Genomic DNA, 19,403 nt, shown 5'->3' with positions numbered 1-19,403 from the left:
TTTAAAAGATTGCGAACTGAATGGCACGACTTTCGCTCTAAATTTCCTCAAAGCACGCCGTGTGAAGGCAGTCGGGCGGGGCTTGATTCGATAGCTGACTAATCGACATCAAGCAGACTAAACTTGCGCCAAATGTCCTACGGGACTGATGGATCAGTATGACGCGCAGCCCATAGCCGCTTCACCCAGCCTGTAAGACAGACTTACTGCTTAGGGGCTCACGCCATATGAAATCACCCTCCCAGACCACTGCAATTGATTTTGACAGCGCAAAATTGCAACGCCTGGGCTTCGGTCAACAGCCTCCGCTTCTGGAACGGCCGGTCACTGTCGCGCAATTGCGCCAGCAACTGGGCCTGCAGCTGCAAACCAGTCTTGAGCCGCAACGCATCCTCGGCCTGTTTTTTCGCGAAGTTCAGCGCCTGGTGCCCCTCGACGCCCTGAGCTATCAGCACCAGAGCAGCGACCTGCGCCTGGAATTCGGTACCCGCGGCCGTCACTCGGTCAGCTACAGCCTCAGCCATGAAGGCGAGCACATGGGCGAACTGGTGTTCCGCCGCAACGAGCGCTTCAGCGAACAGGACCAGGGCCATCTCGAATCGCTGCTGTCGGCGCTGCTGTATCCGATGCGCAACGCCCTGCTCTATCGGGCGGCGACCCAAAGCGCGCTGCGCGATCCACTGACCGGCACCGGCAACCGCATCGCCATGGAGCAGACCCTGCAGAGGGAAATCGAGATGGCGCGCCGGCACCAACAGCCGCTGTCGCTGCTGATGCTGGACATCGATCACTTCAAGCGGGTCAACGACATCCACGGGCACACCGCCGGCGACGATGTGCTGAAGGCCGTGGCGGCCTCGATCAAGAGCCAACTGCGCAACGTCGACATGGTGTTCCGCTACGGCGGGGAAGAGTTTCTGGTTCTGCTGTCGAACACCGGCCGCGAGGCGGCGGCGATGGTCGGAGAACGCCTGCGCCAGGCCACCCAGGCCCAGGACTATTACGCCAGCAACCAGTTGATCGAGCTGACCGTGAGCCTGGGTTGCTCGACCCTGTTGCCGGGCGAATCGGTCGACAGCCTGCTGCGCCGGGCCGACAGCGCGCTGTACGTGGCCAAGCGCGAGGGACGCAACCGCCTCACCATGGCGGGCTGACGGCCCGTCTTCGTTCCGTCAGGCGGCGCGCCCGCTGGCGCCATCGCCAGCAGGCCGGCTCCCGCAGGTTCCGTGACGCAACCGAACTTCCTGCGGGAGCAACCTGATCAGCTCTCGACCAGTTCCCGCCGCTCGCGCCCGGCCATCACCCGCTCCGCCGGCTCCAGCTGCATGCACCGCTCAAGGAACAGGTACATGTAGTCGTAGCTCTTGCAGATGGCCTGACGCAGCTCGACCTGCAGCGCCTTGCTCGGGTTCAGGCCCGCCAGCGTGCAGATGATCTCCAGCGCTTCCCAGGGGTGCGCATCGTCGTACTGGGCGTGCATCTTCAGCCATTTCATGGCCCGCTTGCGGTCTTCCTCAGGGAAGGCGGCGGCATAGACGCCGGTGGAGCAGACCAGCGCCGACCACTCCCCGGTCGCGCCTTCGATGGCGTAGTTGGTGGCGGCGATGGCCACGATGAGCGAGTCCGCCGAGCTGGTGTGCCAGCACCAGTGGCTCAAGGCATGCAGCTCCGGCGGCACTTGCTGGGCCTGCAGGTCTTCCAGGCTCACCCCATGGGCCCGGCTCCAGTTCAGCCAATAGTCGGCGTGGTTGAGCTCGACGCGAATGTTGCGCATCAGCCAGCGCCGCGCCATGTCTTCGCCGGGATGGCGGGCGAACTTGGTCTTGGTGAGGTTCTGCGCCATGTACAACGCAAATTGCTCGACCACCGGCCAGCCCCCGATCAGGTACTGACGCATGGTCTTGGCACTCAGTTTGTTGTCCCGCATGCGCAGATACAGTTCATGTTCGACAACCCGGCGTTTGCTCTCGCTGCAATCCTGGATCAACTGTTGCGCCCAGGCTGGGTAACTAGCGGCTTCCATGAGTGGACCGGTTCGGTTGAATGTGTCGATCACTGTTCGGCTCCTTTTGATTTGTGATTGTAAGGATCGGCGAGAGTCTTCAACGGAACGTGCCAGGCGCTTTGAACAACAGCGGCTGCGGCCTGGCGGGCCGACTTTGCAAACTGTCACAGGTGAACAACTGCGGGCGGTCGATGACATAACCCTGAGCGTAATCCACGCCGATTTCAAGCAATGCCTGCTCGATCTGCGGCGTTTCGGCAAACTCGGCAATCGTCCGCTTGCCCATGACATGCCCGATGTGATTGATCACTTCGACCATTGCGCGGTTAATCGGGTCGTCCAGCATGTCCTTTACGAAACTCCCGTCGATCTTCAGGAAGTCTACAGGCAAATGTTTGAGATACGCGAACGAAGACATTCCGGCGCAAAAGTCATCGAGCGAAAAGAAACAACCTAAACCTTTGAGCTCATTGATAAATCGAATGGCGCTGCCGAGATTGGCGATTGCACTGGTTTCGGTGATTTCAAAACAAATCATTTCAGGCGGAACATTGTAATTAACAAACTGTTCACGCAAGAAGTGCAAGAACGCGTCATCTCCGATAGTTATGCCTGAAAGATTAATCGCACACATCGCCAACGGCCCAGGACACTCCTCTTCAATACATTGGCCAATGACCTTGAATACGTTCTGCACCACCCAACGGTCCAGCGACGTCATCAGGCCGTAGCGCTCGGCCGCCGGAATGAAACTGTCCGGGAGGATCATGCGCCCGGCCTCGTCATGCAGGCGCAACAGGATCTCGATGTGCCCGCGCGCGCCGTCGGCGGGGCCCAGCGGCGCGATCTCCTGGGCGTACAGGCAAAAGCGGTTTTCCTCCAGCGCCATATGCAGGCGCTGCACCCAGGCCATTTCGCCGAAGCGCAGCGACAGCTCCGAATCGTCGGCGTGATAGACCTGCACCCGGTTGCGGCCCTTCTCCTTGGCCATGTAGCAGGCCATGTCAGCGGCGCGCAGGGACGCTTCAAGGGTGGTAGGGGTCTGGGCGATGTGCACCAGGCCGACGCTCACAGTGGTCAGGAAGGGCCTGCCCTTCCAGACGAAATGCAGGTTCTGCACGGTCTGGCGCAGGCCCTCGGCGATCTTTTCCGCGGCCTCCGGCGCGCAGTTCTCCAGCAAGACGCCGAACTCGTCGCCGCCCAGCCGCGCCAACGTATCGCCCTCGCGCAGACCGGACTGCAGCAGCGCGCAGATGTGCCGCAGCAACTCGTCCCCCGCCGCGTGGCCGCAGGTGTCGTTGACCAGCTTGAACTGGTCCAGGTCGAGAAACATCAACGCATGCCGCCCAGCCTGGCGGGACAGGTTATGCAGGGCCTGCTCCAGGCGGTATTCGAACTCCCGGCGGTTGGCCAGCCCGGTCAGCGCATCGTGGGTGGCCTGCCACGACAGATTGGCGATGTATTGACGCTCCTGGGTCATGTCGTGCAGCACCAGCACCGAGCCGCTGACTTTGCCGGCGTTGCGGATCGGCGCCCCCACCAGGGTCACCGACACCGTGCTGCCGTCCAGGCGCTGGATGAGCCTTGAATGCTCGCTGCCGCCGGTGAGCTGGCCGCTCAGGATGCGTTCGATCAGCGTCGGGCCTTCGGCCTGGGCATTGTCGTCCAGCAGGTTGAACAGCGCCGCCAGCGGCAGGCCGGCGGCCTGCTCCGCCTTCCAGTGGCTCAGGGCTTCGGCGGCGGGGTTCATGTAGTCGATCGCACCGTTGACGTCGGTGGTGATCACGCCGTCGCCGATCGAGTGCAAGGTGATGTGGGCGCGGTCCTTTTCCAGTTGCAGCGCCTCGGCGAACGCGTGCCGCTGCTTGAGCAGCTTGCGGGTGCGCCACAGGGCCAGCACGATCAGGCCCAGCGCCGTGGCCAGATTGGTGAACAGCAACAAGCGCAGGATCACCCGCGATCCTTCGCCCAACGCGTCGCTGAACGCCTTCGCCGCAGGCGTCACGCCATCGTTGATCGCAAAGATGCGCCCCTTCCAGCGTCGAATGTCTTCATCGCCGGCGGCGTTTGCGCTGATTTTCTCGTGCATCTCCCGGGCCACGCCGTCGAGCTCCACCAGATAGGCGTCGCCCAGGGTCCAGCGGTCGATGGCGGTCTCCAGATAGCTGAAGTGCCGGAAATTGAGGTACAGCCAGATCAGGCTGGAGACATCGTCGGGATGGTTGCCGCCCTTGAGGATGCCCTCCCGCGCCGCCTGCAGGTCGGGCGGACGCCGATCCAGGGCCAGGCGCAGCTGATGCCCGCCCTGAGGCACGGCGATCGCGTTCTGGTACTTGAGGTAGATCGCCTCGTCACGGCTGTCGGCGTAGAGGTTGAGGTAATAGATGGCGTCCTTCTGGCCTTTGGACCAGAGGCTTTCGCCGGCCACATAGCCACGTACCGCCGACAGGACGTAAAGGCTCACGCCCCCCAACAAAGCCTGAAACAGCACGACGGCGATGAATGGCCAGACGATGCCCAGCAACCGCGGCGTTCCGAGAGTACGCGTTCGAGTCATGTGGTTCCTTGCATGGTCACTGCCTGATCGTCCGTCTCTATCAGACCATCTCCCCAAGACTAGGAGGCCTTGCGGGTTACGGCAAGCGGCTGATCGGCCACCCTGCGGCAGAATCGTGCGCCCTGCATATGTACCGCCAACCGGGACGCGGACGCCGATTTACTGGGCACTCCGGATTCCCGACATGCCTGTCGGGACCATCGCCAAGGACTGCGACATGACCCAGACAACCGAAACGGCAACCGACACGACCGTCACCGATGAACATCGCGCGCGGCAGGCGCTCGGTCTCGATGACGTCCCGAGCGTGGAACGGCTGATCCGTCAGCCCGGTGCCAAGGACCGAAAACTGTTCCGATGGCTGCAGCGCCACCATCGCGCCACCCTCCAAGCGCTGACGCTCGAAGACTTCGCGGCAAAGCGTCGCGACGCGCTGATCGTCACCACGGTGAAGCACTTCATGGCCGGCCGGCCGTCGCTGATCAGGAGGCTGGGCGCCGATGTACTGCGCTCCGTCAGCGAAAAGGAATTGCGCGCAACACCTTGGGCACTCCTGTCAAAAGTGCTGGAATCGCCGCCGGCGCAGGAGCTCACCGGCCGCCTGCTCCAGACGCTGAGGTGGCATGGCGCCGCCCCCGGCGAGCAGACCCCGGACTCATTGCGCCATCAGTTGCTGTGCCGGGCCATCACCGTCTACTCGTCCGGGCCGACGACGGACGATCCGCAAACCCTGGCCGGCTTCCGCTGGGGGGATCCTGCCCTCTGGGGCCATGGCTATCAGACCCTGCGCGAGCGCTTCGAACAGCACTTGCGGCAGACGGGAGCGGCTCGAACCGCCAAGGAAGCGATTTTGCTGGCCCATGTGCTGCAGACCCGGCTGTCAAAGGACTTCGCCGTGCGAGACATCCCCTGCGACCTTCGCTACAAGAGCTCGGTGGTGTGGGTGAACTTCATGCACGGTGTGCTGTTGTCCGAGGAACTGAGCCTGGATGATGCACAGCCGCTGTCGTTCCAGCAGCTCGTCGACCTGCCTCTGGAGCGCAGCGTCGATGCCTCGGCGCAGGAACTGGCGATGATCACACGGTTGCGGCTGACGCCCGCACTGGAGTGGGCGGTGTGTAACGGGGTGATTCGCTCCCGTCCCGCCGGCAATTACGAAAAGGCCGATATCGAACAGGTGTTCAGAGCCCTGGAGGCTCACGAAACCAGCCTGATCAACGCTGTGCTGGCACTGGACTCGCCGCCTCCGGAAAGAATGAAGATGGCCAAGCAGATCAAGGACCGCCTGTTCGGCGCCGACGCGTTCGAGTCCGACGGCCGCACACTTCTGCCGAACAGCCCCTCGAACAAGTACGGACACGGGCGCGTACCGACCCACACGCATCGAGGCAATACGTTTGTCGATGTCTATGCCGACGGACAATTCGAAAACGCCAGGAAGTGGTTTGTCACCAAGACTGACGGCAGGACACACAACGGCAGCTGGATCAGGATCGACGGCAAGAGGATCGTCCACCACGAGGCAGAGGAAGCCCGGGGCAATGGAACGCTGCCGGTCATCTTCCTGGGAAGACCCAATCCAAACGGCAAGACACTGCCTGACATCAATGCTTTGTTCGAGGACAGTTTCAGCCTTTACCTTTCGACCGCCAGGGCCGCCTACCGGACCCTGATCACCGGCCTGCTGGCCTCTTTGCCGCTCAGCGACCGCCGTTTGCTGGAAACGGGCGAGATCCGTGTGCTGTGCCTGCGCAAGGTGCTGGGCGCAGGCCGAGGGCTTGAGACGGTTCAGGCAAGAAAGGGATTTCTTCTGGAGGTGCTCATCGACGATGACGCCCATTACTACGAGCTCATTCCGAGCGCCGGGATCGTTCGCCGACACACCGCTCTGAAGTTCGTCCTCTCCAGCGCGGAGGGCACCGAATACCCCTTGCGCGCCCCGATCTCGGGGAAACCGTTTGACCCGGCGGCCCACCATGACCTGTTGCTCGACTGGAACGCACACTTGAACGGCACGCCGCCCAAGAATGCAGCCTATTGCATTGCCTACATTGACGAAGTCGCCCATTTGTCCGCCGCCACGTCAACCGCCCCGGCCAACCGCGACGAAGGCCCCACGAGCTGGCACTCCCCAAGACTCATGGCACTGGCGCAATGCGTCGCTTCCGAGTTTCTGTTTGTCGACGAACACCGCTTGCGCACCCAGGCCCGTGGCTTGACCGTCTTCGACGAGCAAAGGGCCAGGGAGGCAGAGCGCTGGGAAACGCTGCTGGCGATCATCAAGGGACTGGTGCCTTTCTGGGGCAGCACTGAAGACCTTCAGTCCGAGAAGACCACCGACAGGATCATGGGCGGCATTGCGCTCTTCCTGGATCTGGCGTCCTTTCTTTTTCCTGTCGGCAAGTTCATATCGGGCTCGGTGCGCCTCGCCAGGGTCGGCGCCAAAGCCTCACAAATGGCGGTAAAGGCCAGTCTGCCTACATTCTCCACGCTGTCGCGCAAACTTTTTGTCAGCTCACTGAACAACCTGAATCCGCTCGACGGCCTGCCGACGCTGTTAAAGTCCCTGGTCAGCGGCGTACGCCTGGCAGGTCAGACCGGCCTGCACGCGCTCAAGAACCTGAGCACGGGAAAAAAATCCTTTCCCCCGCTCCATGACGGTTCCTACGCAATCGACCCTGCGCGCTGGAAGCCCATGACCGAGCGCGACCGACTGGCAACGGTCAACGGAACGGATGACGTGTGGGTGCGCAACACCCACCCATCGAATCCGGCGCGGCACCATCGGGTCGATCCGTCGACAGCGTTGCCCTACGGCCCCCGCCTGTCCCTTTACCCCAAGGATTTCGTGCAGGGACAGTCATCCTTCCCGATGCTGCCGCCGACCGACACCCATGCGCTGGCCTTGATTCCCGAAAAGGCGCATGTCCGGGAACTGCTCGAAGTCGACGGCCGCACCACGCTGCTGATCGATGACATTCCCTATCGGCTGGACGGCGATCAACTGCGCCGCGCCGACCTGATCGACGATCGGGTGATGCACAAACCCTTGCCTTGCCGGGCAAAGCGTTCGCCGGGAGATGAAGTCTGCCGCACGATCTATGTCACCCGGGAACCGGCCCCGACGCCCCCCATCGGCAGCCAGGACGAAAGCAAGGGCTGGGCGCCGTGGTTCGGCGATTTCCTCTACCAACCCGCCGTCGCAAGACAGCCGACAGCGTTGAAGGCCCTCAAAGGCATCAGAGGGCTCAAGGCCTACGTCAATTTCCAGAAAGGGATCTACGCACGGATCAAGGCAAGGATTCCCTATGGGCGACGCAATCTGTTCGACGAGTTCAAGGTCGGCGCCATCCTTGTCCCGTCGAAGGACGAATCAACGCGCTACCTGTTCACTCGGCTCTATGCAGGCGATTTCTATGTCGCCGAACTGGCGCCGGGCCAGAACATCTTTCCGCCGCTGTCCTTGCGCAAGGCAGATACCTTGCCCGCAGACCTGGCCGAAGAACTGAAGACGGTCTACACAGGCTCGCTCAACGCCAACAACATGGTCAGGATCCACGGAAAGGCGCTGGTGGAGCGCGCGCTGAAAACCATGGAGGAGATCGCCATTCCGATCGGCGGACATGCCAATCCTCCGCAAACGCTGAAGCGGCTCAAGGTCGACACCAGCCCGGGGGAAGCCCTGCTTTTTGACCACGCCACACGCATGATGGTCAGCCGCCTCCCGGCCGGAACCGCCTCATGGTCGCGCAGCAAGACCGCCGACGAATCCTTCCGCCGCCGGGCCGCCGAGATATTCGATACCTTGTTTGGGGAAAAGACCATTGCCGTCAAACCGAACAGCGACCTGAAAATCAACAAGGCGATGGACAAGTTTCAGAACCTGTTGCCTGAGCAACAGAGAACGACGAATGCGCGCAACATCGCGTATGCCGACGTCGAGACGGCAACCGGAGCTCGCGAAGTCTACGTAAGCGTTTCCGGCGGACAAGGATTGACGGGGGAACTGCCGCTGTTCAAGTCGGCGTCGGCCCAAGAGAAGGTTGTCGTCGACGGCACCACCTACATCAACGCTGACTTCGGTCAGGACGTTGCCAGAACGTCGTTGGGCGTCTCCGGCGAAGGAAAGGTGTACGCGATTCCCCTTACGATCCTCGACGTGGAAACCTACACGCCGGCAAGGACCGGCCGACCGACCTCGCTGGACAGCGAGGCCAAGCTGATCGCCCTCCTCAGGGAACGGTATCCGGACAAAAACAGGCTCCGATCGGTGGACGTGGCCACGACCATGCCGCCCTGCACCAGTTGTTCGGTCGTCATCAAGGAGTTCGGGTACGACGGTTCGGCAGAGGCGCTGAACATCCTGTGGGGCTGACCTACAGCCGCTGCAGGTGCCCGTAGAGCTTGGCGTACAGCCCGCCGTCGGCGATCAGTTGCTGGTGGTCGCCGTCTTCGGCCACCTGCCCGCCGTCGAACACCAGCACCCGGTCGGCCTGTTTCACCGCCGACAGGCGATGGGCGATGATCAGGGTGGTACGGCCGTCGAGGAACTGCGCCAGGGCCTGGTGCAGGTTGTACTCGGTGGCGGCGTCGAGGGCCGAGGTGGCTTCGTCGAGGATCACCACTTTCGGCTCGGCCAGGATCATCCGCGCGATCGCCAGGCGCTGGCGCTGCCCGCCGGACAGGCGTACGCCGGAGCGGCCGACGATGCTGTCCAGGCCATCGGGCAGCGCACGGATGGCGGGTTCGAGCTGAGCGATCTGCAACGCCTGCCAGCAGGCCTCGTCGCTGCGGGTGCGGCCCATGGTCAGGTTGGCCCGCACCGTGTCGTTGAACAGCGCCGGATGCTGCAGCACCACCGCCACGTTTTCCCGTACCGTCTCCAGGCCGATGTCCTGCTGGGTGCAGCCGCCGAAGCGGATGGTGCCGGCCAGCGGCGTGTACAGCCCCAGCAGCAGTTGCACCAGGGTGCTCTTGCCGCCGCCGCTGGCGCCGACGATGGCCACCTTCTCGCCGGGGGCGATGGACAGATCCATCCGGTCCAGCACCAGCTCGTCGCCGTAGCCGAAGCTCAGGCCCTGCACCTGGATGCCGACCGTCTCGCGGCCCTTGAACGGATCGATGCCGCCGGGGTACTGCGGCTCGTCGGCGCGGGCCAGCAGTTCGTTGATCCGCGACAGCGCGCCGCCCGCCGCGTAGTAGGCATATTGCAGGTTCAGCAACTGCTCGACCGGGCCGATCATGAACCACAGGTAGCTGAACACCGCGAGCATCTGGCCGATGGACAGGTCCGAGAACAGCACCGTGAGCATCGCCGCCGCGCGGAAGATGTCGATGCCGAACTGGAACAGCAGGCCGCTGGCCCGGTTGGAGGCGTCGGTCTTCCACTGCGAGTTGACCGCGTAGTTACGCACCTCCTGGGCGCGCAGGCCGAGGCGACCGAGGAAGAAGCCCTGGCGGTTGCCGGCGCGCACTTCCTGGATCGCGTCGAGGGTTTCGCTCAGCGCCTGGGTGAAGCGCGACGTGCTGTCGTTCTCCAGTTTCTTCAGGTGCTTGACCCGTTTGCCCAACTGCACCGTGGCGTAGATCACCAGCGGGTTGAACAGCAGGATCAGCAGCGCGAGCTTCCAGTGCATCCACACCAGAATGCTCGCGGTGCCCACCAGGGTCAGCATCGCCACCAGGAAACGGCTGAGGGTTTCGCCAACGAATTTGTCGAGGGTGTCCAGGTCGGTGACCAGGTGCGTGGTCACCGTGCCGCTGCCCAGGCTTTCGTATTCGCCGAGGGAGATGCGCTTGAGGCGCTCGATCAGCCGGATCCGGATGCGGTAGACGATGTCCTTGGCCAGCCGGGCGAACAACCGCGCCTGCAGCACGCCGAAGCACAGGGCGCTGCAGCGCAGGGTCAAGGTCACCAGCAGCATGAGGCCGATGTAGCCGGCCGCCTGCTGCCACATCGACGGCAGCACGTGGTTCATGACTTTGAGCGCGGCGTCGCCGTGGCCCAGCAGGACTTCGTCCACCAACAGCGGCAACAGCAGCGGGATCGGCACGCTGCACAGCGTCGCCAGCACGGCCACGCCGTTGGCGATCCACAGGGATTTCTTGTGATGCAGCGCCAGTCGCCGGACTTCAGCCCAGCTCAGCCGGTCGACACGCTTGACGGCTGGCGTGTCATCGGCCGGGTCAGACACAGGCGGCGCGCTCCAGCCATCGGCCGAGCAACGGCGAGAGCTCGCCCAACGGCTGATAGCCGTTGGTCAGCAGCGCCAACTGGCCGTTGCGCTCGGCCAGCAGGGTCGGGAACCCGGCGATGCCCAAGTCCTGCACCCAACTGAAATCGGCGGCGGTGGCCGCGTGCTGCTCGGCGCGGTCGAACGCTTCGGCGAACTCGATGCGCGGCACGCCGGCCCGCTCCGCCAGCTCCACCAGTACGCTGGCGTGGGTGACGTCGCGGCCTTCGGCGTAGAACGCGTGCTGGATCAGGCCCAGCAGTTTCCAGGCGCAGTCCGGCGCCAGGCTGCGTGCGGTGACGATGGCGCGGCAGGCAGGCTCGGTGTCGTAGACGAAACCGTCGGGCAACGCGCCTTCGAACCGGAACGGCTGGCCCGTGGCCTCGGCGACCGCGTGCCAGTGCTCAAGGATGTAGCGCCGGGTGGTCGGCTCCAGTGCCGCACCGCTGCCGGTGCGCAATCCGCCGACCACCAGGTGCAGTTCCACCCCCGCCGCCTGCGCCTGCTCGACCAGGGCCTTGGCCACCGGAGCGAACCCCCAGCACCAGGAACACATCGGATCCATCACATAGAGCAGGCGCGCAGACATGGTTCAGGCCTCGGTGGATGCTTGCTTATAGTTGTAGCCGATCGGGTGCGGCATGTTGCGCGCCTTGGCCAGTTCGATCTGCTTTTGCCGGTCGATGGCGCTGCGGCGGGTCTTCTCGCTGAGGGTGTCCCAGCAGTGCGGGCAACTGATCCCGGCCACGTAGTGTTCGGAGGCGCGATCCTCGACGCTCACCGGGTTGCGGCAGGCGTGACATTGGTCGTAGTCGCCTTCGCTCAGGTCATGGCGCACGGTGACGCGGTTGTCGAACACGAAGCAGTCGCCCTGCCACTTGGTCTCTTCCTGCGGCACTTCTTCGAGGTACTTCAGGATCCCGCCCTTGAGGTGGTAGACCTCTTCGAAGCCTTCGCCCAGCATGTAGCTGGAGGCCTTCTCGCAGCGGATGCCGCCGGTGCAGAACATCGCGACCTTCTTGTGCACGGCCGGGTCGAAATGCGCCTTGATGTAGTCCGGGAACTCGCGAAAGGTCGTGGTCTTCGGATCGATGGCGCCTTCGAAGGTGCCGATCGACACTTCGTAGTCGTTGCGCGTATCGATCAGCAGCACCTCGGGATCGCTGATCAGCGCGTTCCAGTCCTGCGGTTCGACGTAGGTGCCGACCTTCTTGTTCGGGTCGACGCCCGGGACGCCCAGGGTCACGATCTCTTTCTTGAGCTTGACCTTGGTGCGGTAGAACGGCTGCTCGTCGCAGTACGATTCTTTGTGGTCGATGTCGACCATGCGCGGGTCGTCGCGCAGCCAGGCCAGCAGCCCGTCGATGCCTTCGCGGGTGCCGGACACGGTGCCGTTGATGCCTTCCTCGGCGATCAGCAGGGTGCCTTTGATGCCGTTGTCGAGCATGGCCTTGAGCAGCGGCTCGCGCAGGTCGACGTAATTTTCGAGGGTGACGAACTTATACAGTGCCGCCACGACAATCGGTTGTGTCATGGGTGTCTCTCCAGGTGGCTACCCTCGCAAAGGGTGAACCGGATGCGAAAAAAAACGCGCCGGGTCAGCGGCGCGTTGCGGATTCTAGCAAAAAACCAAGGGTCAATGCTTGCTGCCGCCAGCGCAGGTCGGCGACGCCGGGGCGGCCCCGACCTGCGCCCATTCCTGCGGGGTGTAGGTGTGCAGCGCCAACGCATGGAACTCGCCCATCAGCTCGCCGAGCGTGCCGTAGACCTTCTGGTGGCGCTTGACCCGGTTCAGGCCCTCGAACTGGGCGCTGACCACCACGGCCTTGAAGTGGGTCTGCAGGCCGCGGCTGTGCATGTGGCTTTCGTCCAGCACCTGCAGGTGTTCAGGCTGAAGCAGGGCCAGCGTCGATTCGATGCGTTGTTGCATGGTCATCACGGACTCCGCTTACGGCTTTTTCTTGGCCGGTGCCGCGCCTTTCGGGGCCAGCTCGTTGGTCATGTCGTCCAGCAGCTTGTTGACCACCGGCACGGCGCTTTCCAGCTTGGCCTGGGTCATCTGGGCCGATTGCTGGGTCAGCTGCGGCATTTTCTCCAGGACTTTCTTGCCCAGCGGCGACTGGTAGAACGCCACCAGGTCCTTGAGCTCCGATTCGCTGAAGTTGCTGGTGTAGAGCTTGACCATGTCCGGCTTCAGCTTGTTCCAGCCGATGGCCTGGTCCAGGGCGGCGTTGGCCTTGGCCTGGTAGGTCTCCAGCACGGCTTTCTTGGATTCGGGCGCCTTGGTCTGTTCAAAGCGTTGGGCGAACATCTGCTGAACCTGCATGTACACCGGAGTGCCCAGCTTGTCGGCGTGCGCCAGGGTCAGGAAAGCTTCGGCACTGGCGTTGTGGCTGGCGGTATCGGCAAGCACCTGGCCGCTGGCGCAGACCAGGGCAACCGCGGTGCAGATGGCACGAAGACGAGTCATCGAGTTTCCTTTTCTAGCAGGCGAGGTAAAACCCCAAGGGCGACCATTCTGCGCCTGATTAACATCGGGGCTCAACCCCCGGGCCTTGCCGCGCTTGCCTGGCGGGCGTGAGCGGTCAACAATCGGTTCGATGGAACCACCCTGGCCGAAGCCGGCCTAAACAGCGCAAATCAGACCGACAGGAGTGTGCACGATGAGCCGTATCGAAACCGACAGCCTGGGCCAGATCGAGGTCCCGGACGACGCTTACTGGGGCGCTCAGACGCAACGCTCGCTGATCAACTTCGCCATCGGCCAGGAGCGCATGCCGTTGCCGGTGCTGCACGCCCTGGCGTTGATCAAGAAGGCCGCCGCCCGGGTCAACGACCGCAACGGCGACCTGCCCGCCGACATCGCCCGCCTGATCGAACAGGCCGCCGACGAAGTGCTCGACGGCCAGCACGACGACCAGTTCCCGCTGGTGGTCTGGCAGACCGGCAGCGGCACCCAGAGCAACATGAACGTCAACGAAGTGATCGCCGGGCGCGCCAACGAACTGGCCGGCAACCCGCGCGGCGGCAAGCTGCCGGTGCACCCGAACGATCACGTCAACCGCTCCCAGAGTTCCAACGACTGCTTCCCCACCGCCATGCACATCGCCACGGCCCAGGCGGTGCAGAGCCAGTTGCTGCCGGCCATCGCCGAGCTGTCCGGCGGCCTCGCGGAGCTGTCGGCGCGGCACCTGAAGCTGGTCAAGACCGGCCGCACCCACATGATGGACGCCACGCCGATCACCTTCGGCCAGGAGGTCTCCGGCTTCATCGCCCAACTGGACTACGCCGAGCGGGCGATCCGCGCCGCCCTGCCGGCGGTGTGCGAACTGGCCCAGGGCGGCACGGCCGTCGGCACCGGCCTGAACTCGCCCCACGGCTTCGCCGAAGCCATCGCGGCTGAACTGGCGGCGCTGTCCGGGCTGCCGTTCGTCACCGCGCCGAACAAGTTCGCCGCCCTCGCCGGCCACGAGCCGCTGACCACCTTGTCCGGCGCCCTGAAGACCCTCGCCGTGGCCCTGATGAAGATCGCCAACGACCTGCGCCTGCTCGGCTCAGGTCCCCGCGCAGGCTTCGCCGAAGTGAAGCTGCCGGCCAACGAGCCGGGCAGCTCGATCATGCCCGGCAAGGTCAACCCGACCCAATGCGAAGCGCTGTCGATGCTGGCCTGCCAGGTGCTGGGCAACGATGTGGCGATCGGTTTCGCCGCCAGCCAAGGCCACCTGCAACTGAACGTGTTCAAGCCGGTGATCATCCACAACCTGCTGCAATCGATCCGTCTGCTGGGGGACGGCTGCAGCAACTTCCAGCAGCACTGCATCGCCGGGCTGGAGCCGGATGCGGAGAAAATGGCGGAACACCTGGAACGCGGCCTGATGCTGGTGACGGCGCTGAACCCGCACATCGGCTACGACAAATCGGCGGAAATCGCCAAGAAGGCCTACAGCGAAGGGCTGACCCTGCGGGAGGCGGCGTTGCAGCTGGGTTACCTGACCGATGAGCAGTTCGACGCCTGGGTGCGGCCGGAGAACATGCTGGAGGCCGGGGCCAAGGGCTGATCCTTGCGGCGCCTTCGCGGGCGCCATCGCCAGCAGGCTGGCTCCCACAAAAGGCTCGGGTGAATGCAGCCCCTGTGTTCACCGCAGAACCCTGTGGGAGCCAGCCTGCTGGCGATGGGGTCGGCAGAGCGCCGCCTAGATTGTGGGAGCTCGGTTTGCCCGCGATGGCGTCAGCGAGGGCCCCGCTCAGCCCGGCACGACCTTGGCCCGCCGCGCCTTGAGCCCGGCGATCAGCGAAGGCCCCAGGGCCACCAGCGCCGAACCCAGCACCACCAGCACCGCCCCGCCGTACGCCAGCAGGTTGATCTGCTCGGCGTGCACGTAGTCAGGCCAGCACCAGGCCGCCACCGCCACCGCCCCGAACGTCACCAGCGGCGTGATCGCCAACGTCGCGCTGACCCGCGACGCCTCCCAATGCGCCAGCGCCTCGGCGAACGCGCCGTAGGCGATCAGGGTGTTCATGCAGCACGCCAGCAGCAGCCAGCCCTGCAACGGGCTGAGGCCGAGCGCCTCCTGCGGATGCACCCAGGGCGTGAGCAGCAAGGCGCAGAACAGGTAGATCACCATCATCACCTGCAGCGAATTCCACACGGTCAGCAACTGCTTCTGGCCCAGCGCGTAGAACGTCCACACGGTCGAGGCCAGCAGCACCAGCAGGACGCCGGCGGTGTAGTCGGACAACGACGTCAGCAGCTCCGCCAGGCGCTGGTTGAAAAACAGCGCGAAGCCGATCAGCAGCACCGCCAGGCCGATGCCCTGGCCGATGCTGAAGCGCTCCTTGAACACGAACAGGCTGGCGATCAAGAGCATGATCGGCCCCATCTGCACCACCAACTGCGCCGTGCCGGGACTGAGCAGGTTCAGGCCCATCAGGTACAGCACATAGTTGCCCACCAGCCCGAGCACCGCCATCAGCACCAGCCAGCCACCCTTGGGCCCGAGCGCCTTGCGGCTGGGCAGGCGCCGGGTGGCCGCCAGATAGACGAACAGGCAACCGCCGGAGACCAGCAGGCGGAACCAGGTCACCGTGACCGGATCCATCGCCACCAGCACCTGCTTGAGCTTGATCGGCAGGATTCCCCACAGGAACGCCGTCAGCAAGGCCAGGAACATGCCGTACACCCAACGGCCCGATGAAATGTGCATGAGTCCCCCGGAAAACGACTGACGAGTGCGCTCATTCTAGGCGCGGCGGCCGGCGCGACACAGGGACAGTTGGGGTCAGGCCGCAAACGGAACGGTGCGGGTCGCAGCGGAATGTTGACGTACGCCCGTTGATCGGCTCGGCAGGCGCGCCAAGTGCTTCAGGCATAAGCTCATTGGATCCTTCCAGCGCCCCTCCAGGAGACCCACCATGTACGGCATGCGCGCCCAGGATCCGGCACCCGCCATGCACTTTCGCAGCGACCGGCTGTGCCGGGTCAACGGCGAACTGTTCTTCAGCACGCGGGAGAACACCCTCGAAGGGCCGTTCGACAGCCTGGAGAAAGCCGAGCAGGAGATCCGCGCCTACATTGCGCGGATGCAACTGCTGGATGCTGGCAGATAGAGCAAGAACCTGTTCCCTGCTCGCGATGGCGGTCAATCAGGCGACCTTGCTGTCTCAGGGCTCAACGCACCGCCTCGAACAACCCCGTCGCGCCCATTCCGCCCCCCACGCACATGGTGACGATCCCGTAACGCAGGTTGCGCCGCTGCAGTTCGCGCACCAGATGCCCGACCTGCCGCGATCCTGTCATGCCGAACGGGTGGCCGATGGAGATCGAACCGCCGTTGACGTTGTACCGTTCGTTGTCGATCTCCAGCCGGTCGCGGCTGTACAGGCACTGTGAGGCGAACGCCTCGTTGAGCTCCCACAGATCGATGTCCGCCACTTGCAGGCCCTTGGCCTTGAGCAGTTTCGGCACCGAGAACACCGGGCCGATGCCCATTTCGTCCGGCTCGCAGCCGGCCACGGTGAAACCGCGGAAAAACGCCTTGGGCTTGAGCCCCAGCTGCAGCGCTTTCTCAAGACTCATCACCAGGGTCATCGACGCGCCGTCGGACAATTGCGACGAGTTGCCGGCGGTCACCGAACCGTCTTCGGCGAACACCGGCTTGAGCCCGGCCAGGCTTTCGTAGGTGGTGTCGGGGCGGTTGCAGTCGTCGCGGTCGACGATGGCGTCGAGGATCTGTTCGGCGCCGGTGGTCTTGTCCTCGACCCGGTACTTCACCGCCATCGGCACGATTTCGTCGTCGAACAGCCCCGCCGCCTGGGCCTGGGCAGTGCGCAGCTGGCTTTGCAGCGCATAGCGGTCCTGCGCTTCGCGGGTGACGCCATAGCGCCGCGCCACCGTTTCGGCGGTCTGGCCCATGGTGTGGTAGATGCCCGGCACCCGTTGCTTGAGCAGCGGGTTGATCAGGTGGTCGGTGTTGACGCTCTTGAGGGTCAGGCTGATCGACTCGACGCCGCCGGCCACGATGATGTCGCTGCAGCCGGACGCGATCTGGTTGGCCGCGATCGCGATCGCCTGCAGGCCCGACGAGCAGAAGCGGTTGAGGGTCATGCCGGCGGTGCCGGTGCCCAGGTGCGACAGCACCGCCACGTTGCGGCCGATGTTGTAGCCCTGGGCGCCTTCGTTGGAGCCGGCGCCGACGATGCAGTCCTCGACGCTGGCCGGGTCGATGTCGTTGCGGGTGAGCAAGGCATTGACGCAATGGGCCGCCATGTCATCGGGACGGGTCATGTTGAACTTGCCGCGAAAGGATTTGGCCAGGCCGGTCCGGACGCTGTCGACGATCACCACTTCACGCATCGCACACCTCATTGCAGTAGTCGGTTGGGAGTGGCTCCGAGCATAAGTCCACCCCTGGACCTGCCGCGACGATCATTCACCCGGCGTATGCGTGTCCATCGGTTCAGCTCTTGTGCTTTTTCTCCCGGCGGTCGGACTTTTCGAAGGCCTCCTCCAGCGCCCGGTTGATCGTGCGCAGCACCTTGACCCGGGCCCAGCGCTTGTCGTTGGCCTCGACCAGCGTCCACGGCGAGACCTCGGTGCTGGTGCGGTCGACCATGTCGCCCACCGCCGCGCGGTAGGCATCCCACTTGTCGCGGTTGCGCCAGTCGTCCTCGGTGATCTTGAAGCGCTTGAAGGGGATCTCTTCCCGGGCCTGGAAGCGTTCCATCTGGGTGTCCTTGTCGATGGCCAGCCAGAACTTGACCACGATCACCCCGGCGTCGGCGACCTGCTCCTCGAAGTCATTGATCTCGCCGTAGGCCCGCAGCCAGTCGGCCTTGCTGCAGAAGCCTTCGACCCGTTCCACCAGCACCCGGCCGTACCAGGAGCGGTCGAACACGGTGAACTTGCCCCGCGCCGGAATGTGCCGCCAGAAGCGCCACAGGTACGGTTGCGCACGTTCCTCTTCGGTCGGTGCGGCAATCGGCACGATGCTGTACTGACGCGGATCGAGCGCCGCCGCCACCCGGCGGATCGCCCCGCCCTTGCCGGCCGCGTCGTTGCCTTCGAACACCGCCACCAACGCATGGCGGCGCATGCGCTTGTCGCGCATCAGCCCGGACAGCCTGGCCTGTTCGGTGATCAGTTGCTCTTCGTAGTCTTTCTTGTCCAGGGACTGGGTCAGGTCGAGGCTGTCGAGCAGGTTCATCTGATCGACCGGCGTGCCCAGCGGCGCGGCGTTGACCTCTTGCGCGTGCACGTCCTGGCGCTTGAGCGCGTTCTGCAGCCCCTCCAGCAGGATCTTGCCCACCGCCAGGCTGCGGTAATGGGCGTCCATCCCCTCGATCACATGCCAGGGCGCGTAGTCGCGGCTGGTGCGGCGCAGCACCCGTTCACCGTATTTGACGAACTTGTCGTAGGTCTGCGACTGCTGCCAGTCCAGCGGGCTGATCCGCCAACTGTGCAGCGGGTCGTCGGCCAGGGCCTTGAGCCGCGCCTTCATCTGCTTCTTGGACAGGTGGAACCAGAACTTGAAGATCAACGCGCCTTCGTCGCAGAGCATCTTTTCCAGGCGCTCGGCGGCGTTGATCGCCTGATCCAGCCGCGGATCCTTGAACAGCCCGTGCACCCGCCCCTGCAGCATCTGGCTGTACCAGTTGCCGAAGAAGATACCCATCCGTCCCTTGGCCGGCAGCATCCGCCAGTAGCGCCAGGCCGGCGGCCGGGCCAGTTCTTCGTCGGTCTGCTGATCGAAGGTGCGCACCTCGATCAGGCGCGGATCCATCCATTCGTTGAGCAACTTGACCGTTTCGCCCTTGCCGGCCCCCTCGATCCCGTTGATCAGGACGATCACCGGAAAACGCCGTTGCTGCTGCAGTTCGAACTGGGCTTCGAGCAGCGCTTCGCGCAGGGCCGGCACCGCGGCTTCGTAGGTGTCTTTGTCGATGGCGTGACCGATTTCAGCGGATTCGAACATGGGGCGGCTCCTTCCAGGGTTCAGCAAGACTAGCGGATCAGGCACCGGCGCGGCACAGAAATTCCGGCGGGCGGCGGATTGTCCGTGAACCTGAGGCCGCAAGGTTTGCCATGGATCAAGCCGCCCCTGCGCAATCG

Annotated in this window: 14 protein-coding genes; 4 read left to right on the top strand and 10 right to left on the bottom strand. The window is 64.1% G+C overall.

The genetic code is table 11. The features are described 5' to 3' along the window. The first annotated feature begins 227 nt into the window (after positions 1-227). Positions 228-1,154 (top strand): GGDEF domain-containing protein, encoded by a 927-nt coding sequence (locus tag CAG29_RS06380; RefSeq protein ID WP_085578056.1) that lies wholly within the window; start codon positions 228-230, stop codon positions 1,152-1,154. Between the two features lie 107 nt (positions 1,155-1,261). Here the strand turns inward: CAG29_RS06380 and CAG29_RS06375 are convergent, their stop codons facing one another. Together CAG29_RS06375 and CAG29_RS06370 are read right to left on the bottom strand one after the other, a co-directional pair. Continuing rightward, positions 1,262-2,023: a TenA family transcriptional regulator gene (locus CAG29_RS06375; RefSeq protein WP_371856086.1), complete on the bottom strand. Its 762-nt coding sequence runs from the start codon at positions 2,021-2,023 to the stop codon at positions 1,262-1,264. Positions 2,024-2,102: 79 nt separating this feature from the next. Next, positions 2,103-4,562, bottom strand: a complete 2,460-nt coding sequence (locus CAG29_RS06370; protein ID WP_085578058.1) for an EAL domain-containing protein — start codon at positions 4,560-4,562, stop codon at positions 2,103-2,105. Between the two features lie 217 nt (positions 4,563-4,779). On the opposite strand from CAG29_RS06370, the gene CAG29_RS06365 reads away from it, so the two are divergent. Beyond that, positions 4,780-8,937 carry a deaminase domain-containing protein gene (locus CAG29_RS06365; protein WP_085694010.1) on the top strand — a complete coding sequence of 1,386 codons (4,158 nt, stop codon included), beginning with the start codon at positions 4,780-4,782 and terminating at the stop codon, positions 8,935-8,937. Position 8,938: 1 nt separating this feature from the next. On the opposite strand, the gene CAG29_RS06360 is transcribed toward CAG29_RS06365, so the two are convergent. The 5 genes from CAG29_RS06360 to CAG29_RS06340 form a co-directional block, all read right to left on the bottom strand. Further along, positions 8,939-10,756, bottom strand: a complete 1,818-nt coding sequence (locus CAG29_RS06360; RefSeq protein WP_085578059.1) for an ABC transporter ATP-binding protein — start codon at positions 10,754-10,756, stop codon at positions 8,939-8,941. Then, a complete protein-coding gene (locus CAG29_RS06355) occupies positions 10,749-11,351 on the bottom strand; it encodes a DsbA family protein (protein ID WP_170930268.1) in 603 nt (200 codons plus the stop codon). Before CAG29_RS06355 ends, CAG29_RS06360 begins: the two co-directional genes overlap by 8 nt. Positions 11,352-11,387: 36 nt before the next feature. Next, positions 11,388-12,329 (bottom strand): rhodanese-related sulfurtransferase, encoded by a 942-nt coding sequence (locus tag CAG29_RS06350; protein ID WP_085629751.1) that lies wholly within the window; start codon positions 12,327-12,329, stop codon positions 11,388-11,390. A 102-nt stretch (positions 12,330-12,431) separates the two neighbouring features. Beyond that, positions 12,432-12,731, bottom strand: a complete 300-nt coding sequence (locus CAG29_RS06345) for a BolA family transcriptional regulator (RefSeq protein ID WP_085578062.1) — start codon at positions 12,729-12,731, stop codon at positions 12,432-12,434. Positions 12,732-12,743: 12 nt separating this feature from the next. After that, positions 12,744-13,265, bottom strand: coding sequence for a DUF2059 domain-containing protein (locus tag CAG29_RS06340; protein WP_085578063.1), 522 nt, complete (start codon positions 13,263-13,265; stop codon positions 12,744-12,746). A 193-nt stretch (positions 13,266-13,458) separates the two neighbouring features. Between CAG29_RS06340 and CAG29_RS06335 the strand changes: the two genes are divergently transcribed. Beyond that, entirely contained in the window at positions 13,459-14,853 is a 1,395-nt protein-coding gene (locus tag CAG29_RS06335; RefSeq protein ID WP_085578064.1) for a class II fumarate hydratase, read from the top strand. A 186-nt stretch (positions 14,854-15,039) separates the two neighbouring features. Here the strand turns inward: CAG29_RS06335 and CAG29_RS06330 are convergent, their stop codons facing one another. Further along, positions 15,040-15,999, bottom strand: a complete 960-nt coding sequence (locus CAG29_RS06330) for a DMT family transporter (RefSeq protein WP_085693990.1) — start codon at positions 15,997-15,999, stop codon at positions 15,040-15,042. 208 nt (positions 16,000-16,207) lie between these two features. On the opposite strand from CAG29_RS06330, the gene CAG29_RS06325 reads away from it, so the two are divergent. After that, complete coding sequence (locus CAG29_RS06325) at positions 16,208-16,402, top strand: DUF6316 family protein (protein ID WP_085629747.1); 195 nt, start codon at positions 16,208-16,210, stop codon at positions 16,400-16,402. 61 nt (positions 16,403-16,463) lie between these two features. Here CAG29_RS06325 and CAG29_RS06320 read toward each other — a convergent pair whose 3' ends face one another. Together CAG29_RS06320 and pap are read right to left on the bottom strand one after the other, a co-directional pair. Beyond that, complete coding sequence (locus CAG29_RS06320; RefSeq protein ID WP_085629745.1) at positions 16,464-17,648, bottom strand: thiolase family protein; 1,185 nt, start codon at positions 17,646-17,648, stop codon at positions 16,464-16,466. A 103-nt stretch (positions 17,649-17,751) separates the two neighbouring features. Continuing rightward, the gene (pap, locus tag CAG29_RS06315) at positions 17,752-19,266 is read right to left on the bottom strand and encodes a polyphosphate:AMP phosphotransferase (protein ID WP_085629743.1); all 1,515 of its coding nucleotides are present in this window, start codon (positions 19,264-19,266) and stop codon (positions 17,752-17,754) included. Positions 19,267-19,403 lie beyond the last annotated feature (137 nt).

Source organism: Pseudomonas sp. B7(2017) (genome assembly GCF_002112745.1).
GTDB classification, from domain to species: domain Bacteria; phylum Pseudomonadota; class Gammaproteobacteria; order Pseudomonadales; family Pseudomonadaceae; genus Aquipseudomonas; species Aquipseudomonas ekonensis.
Note: the sequence above shows the minus strand (reverse complement) of the source record. Positions and strands in the feature narration are given on the sequence as shown.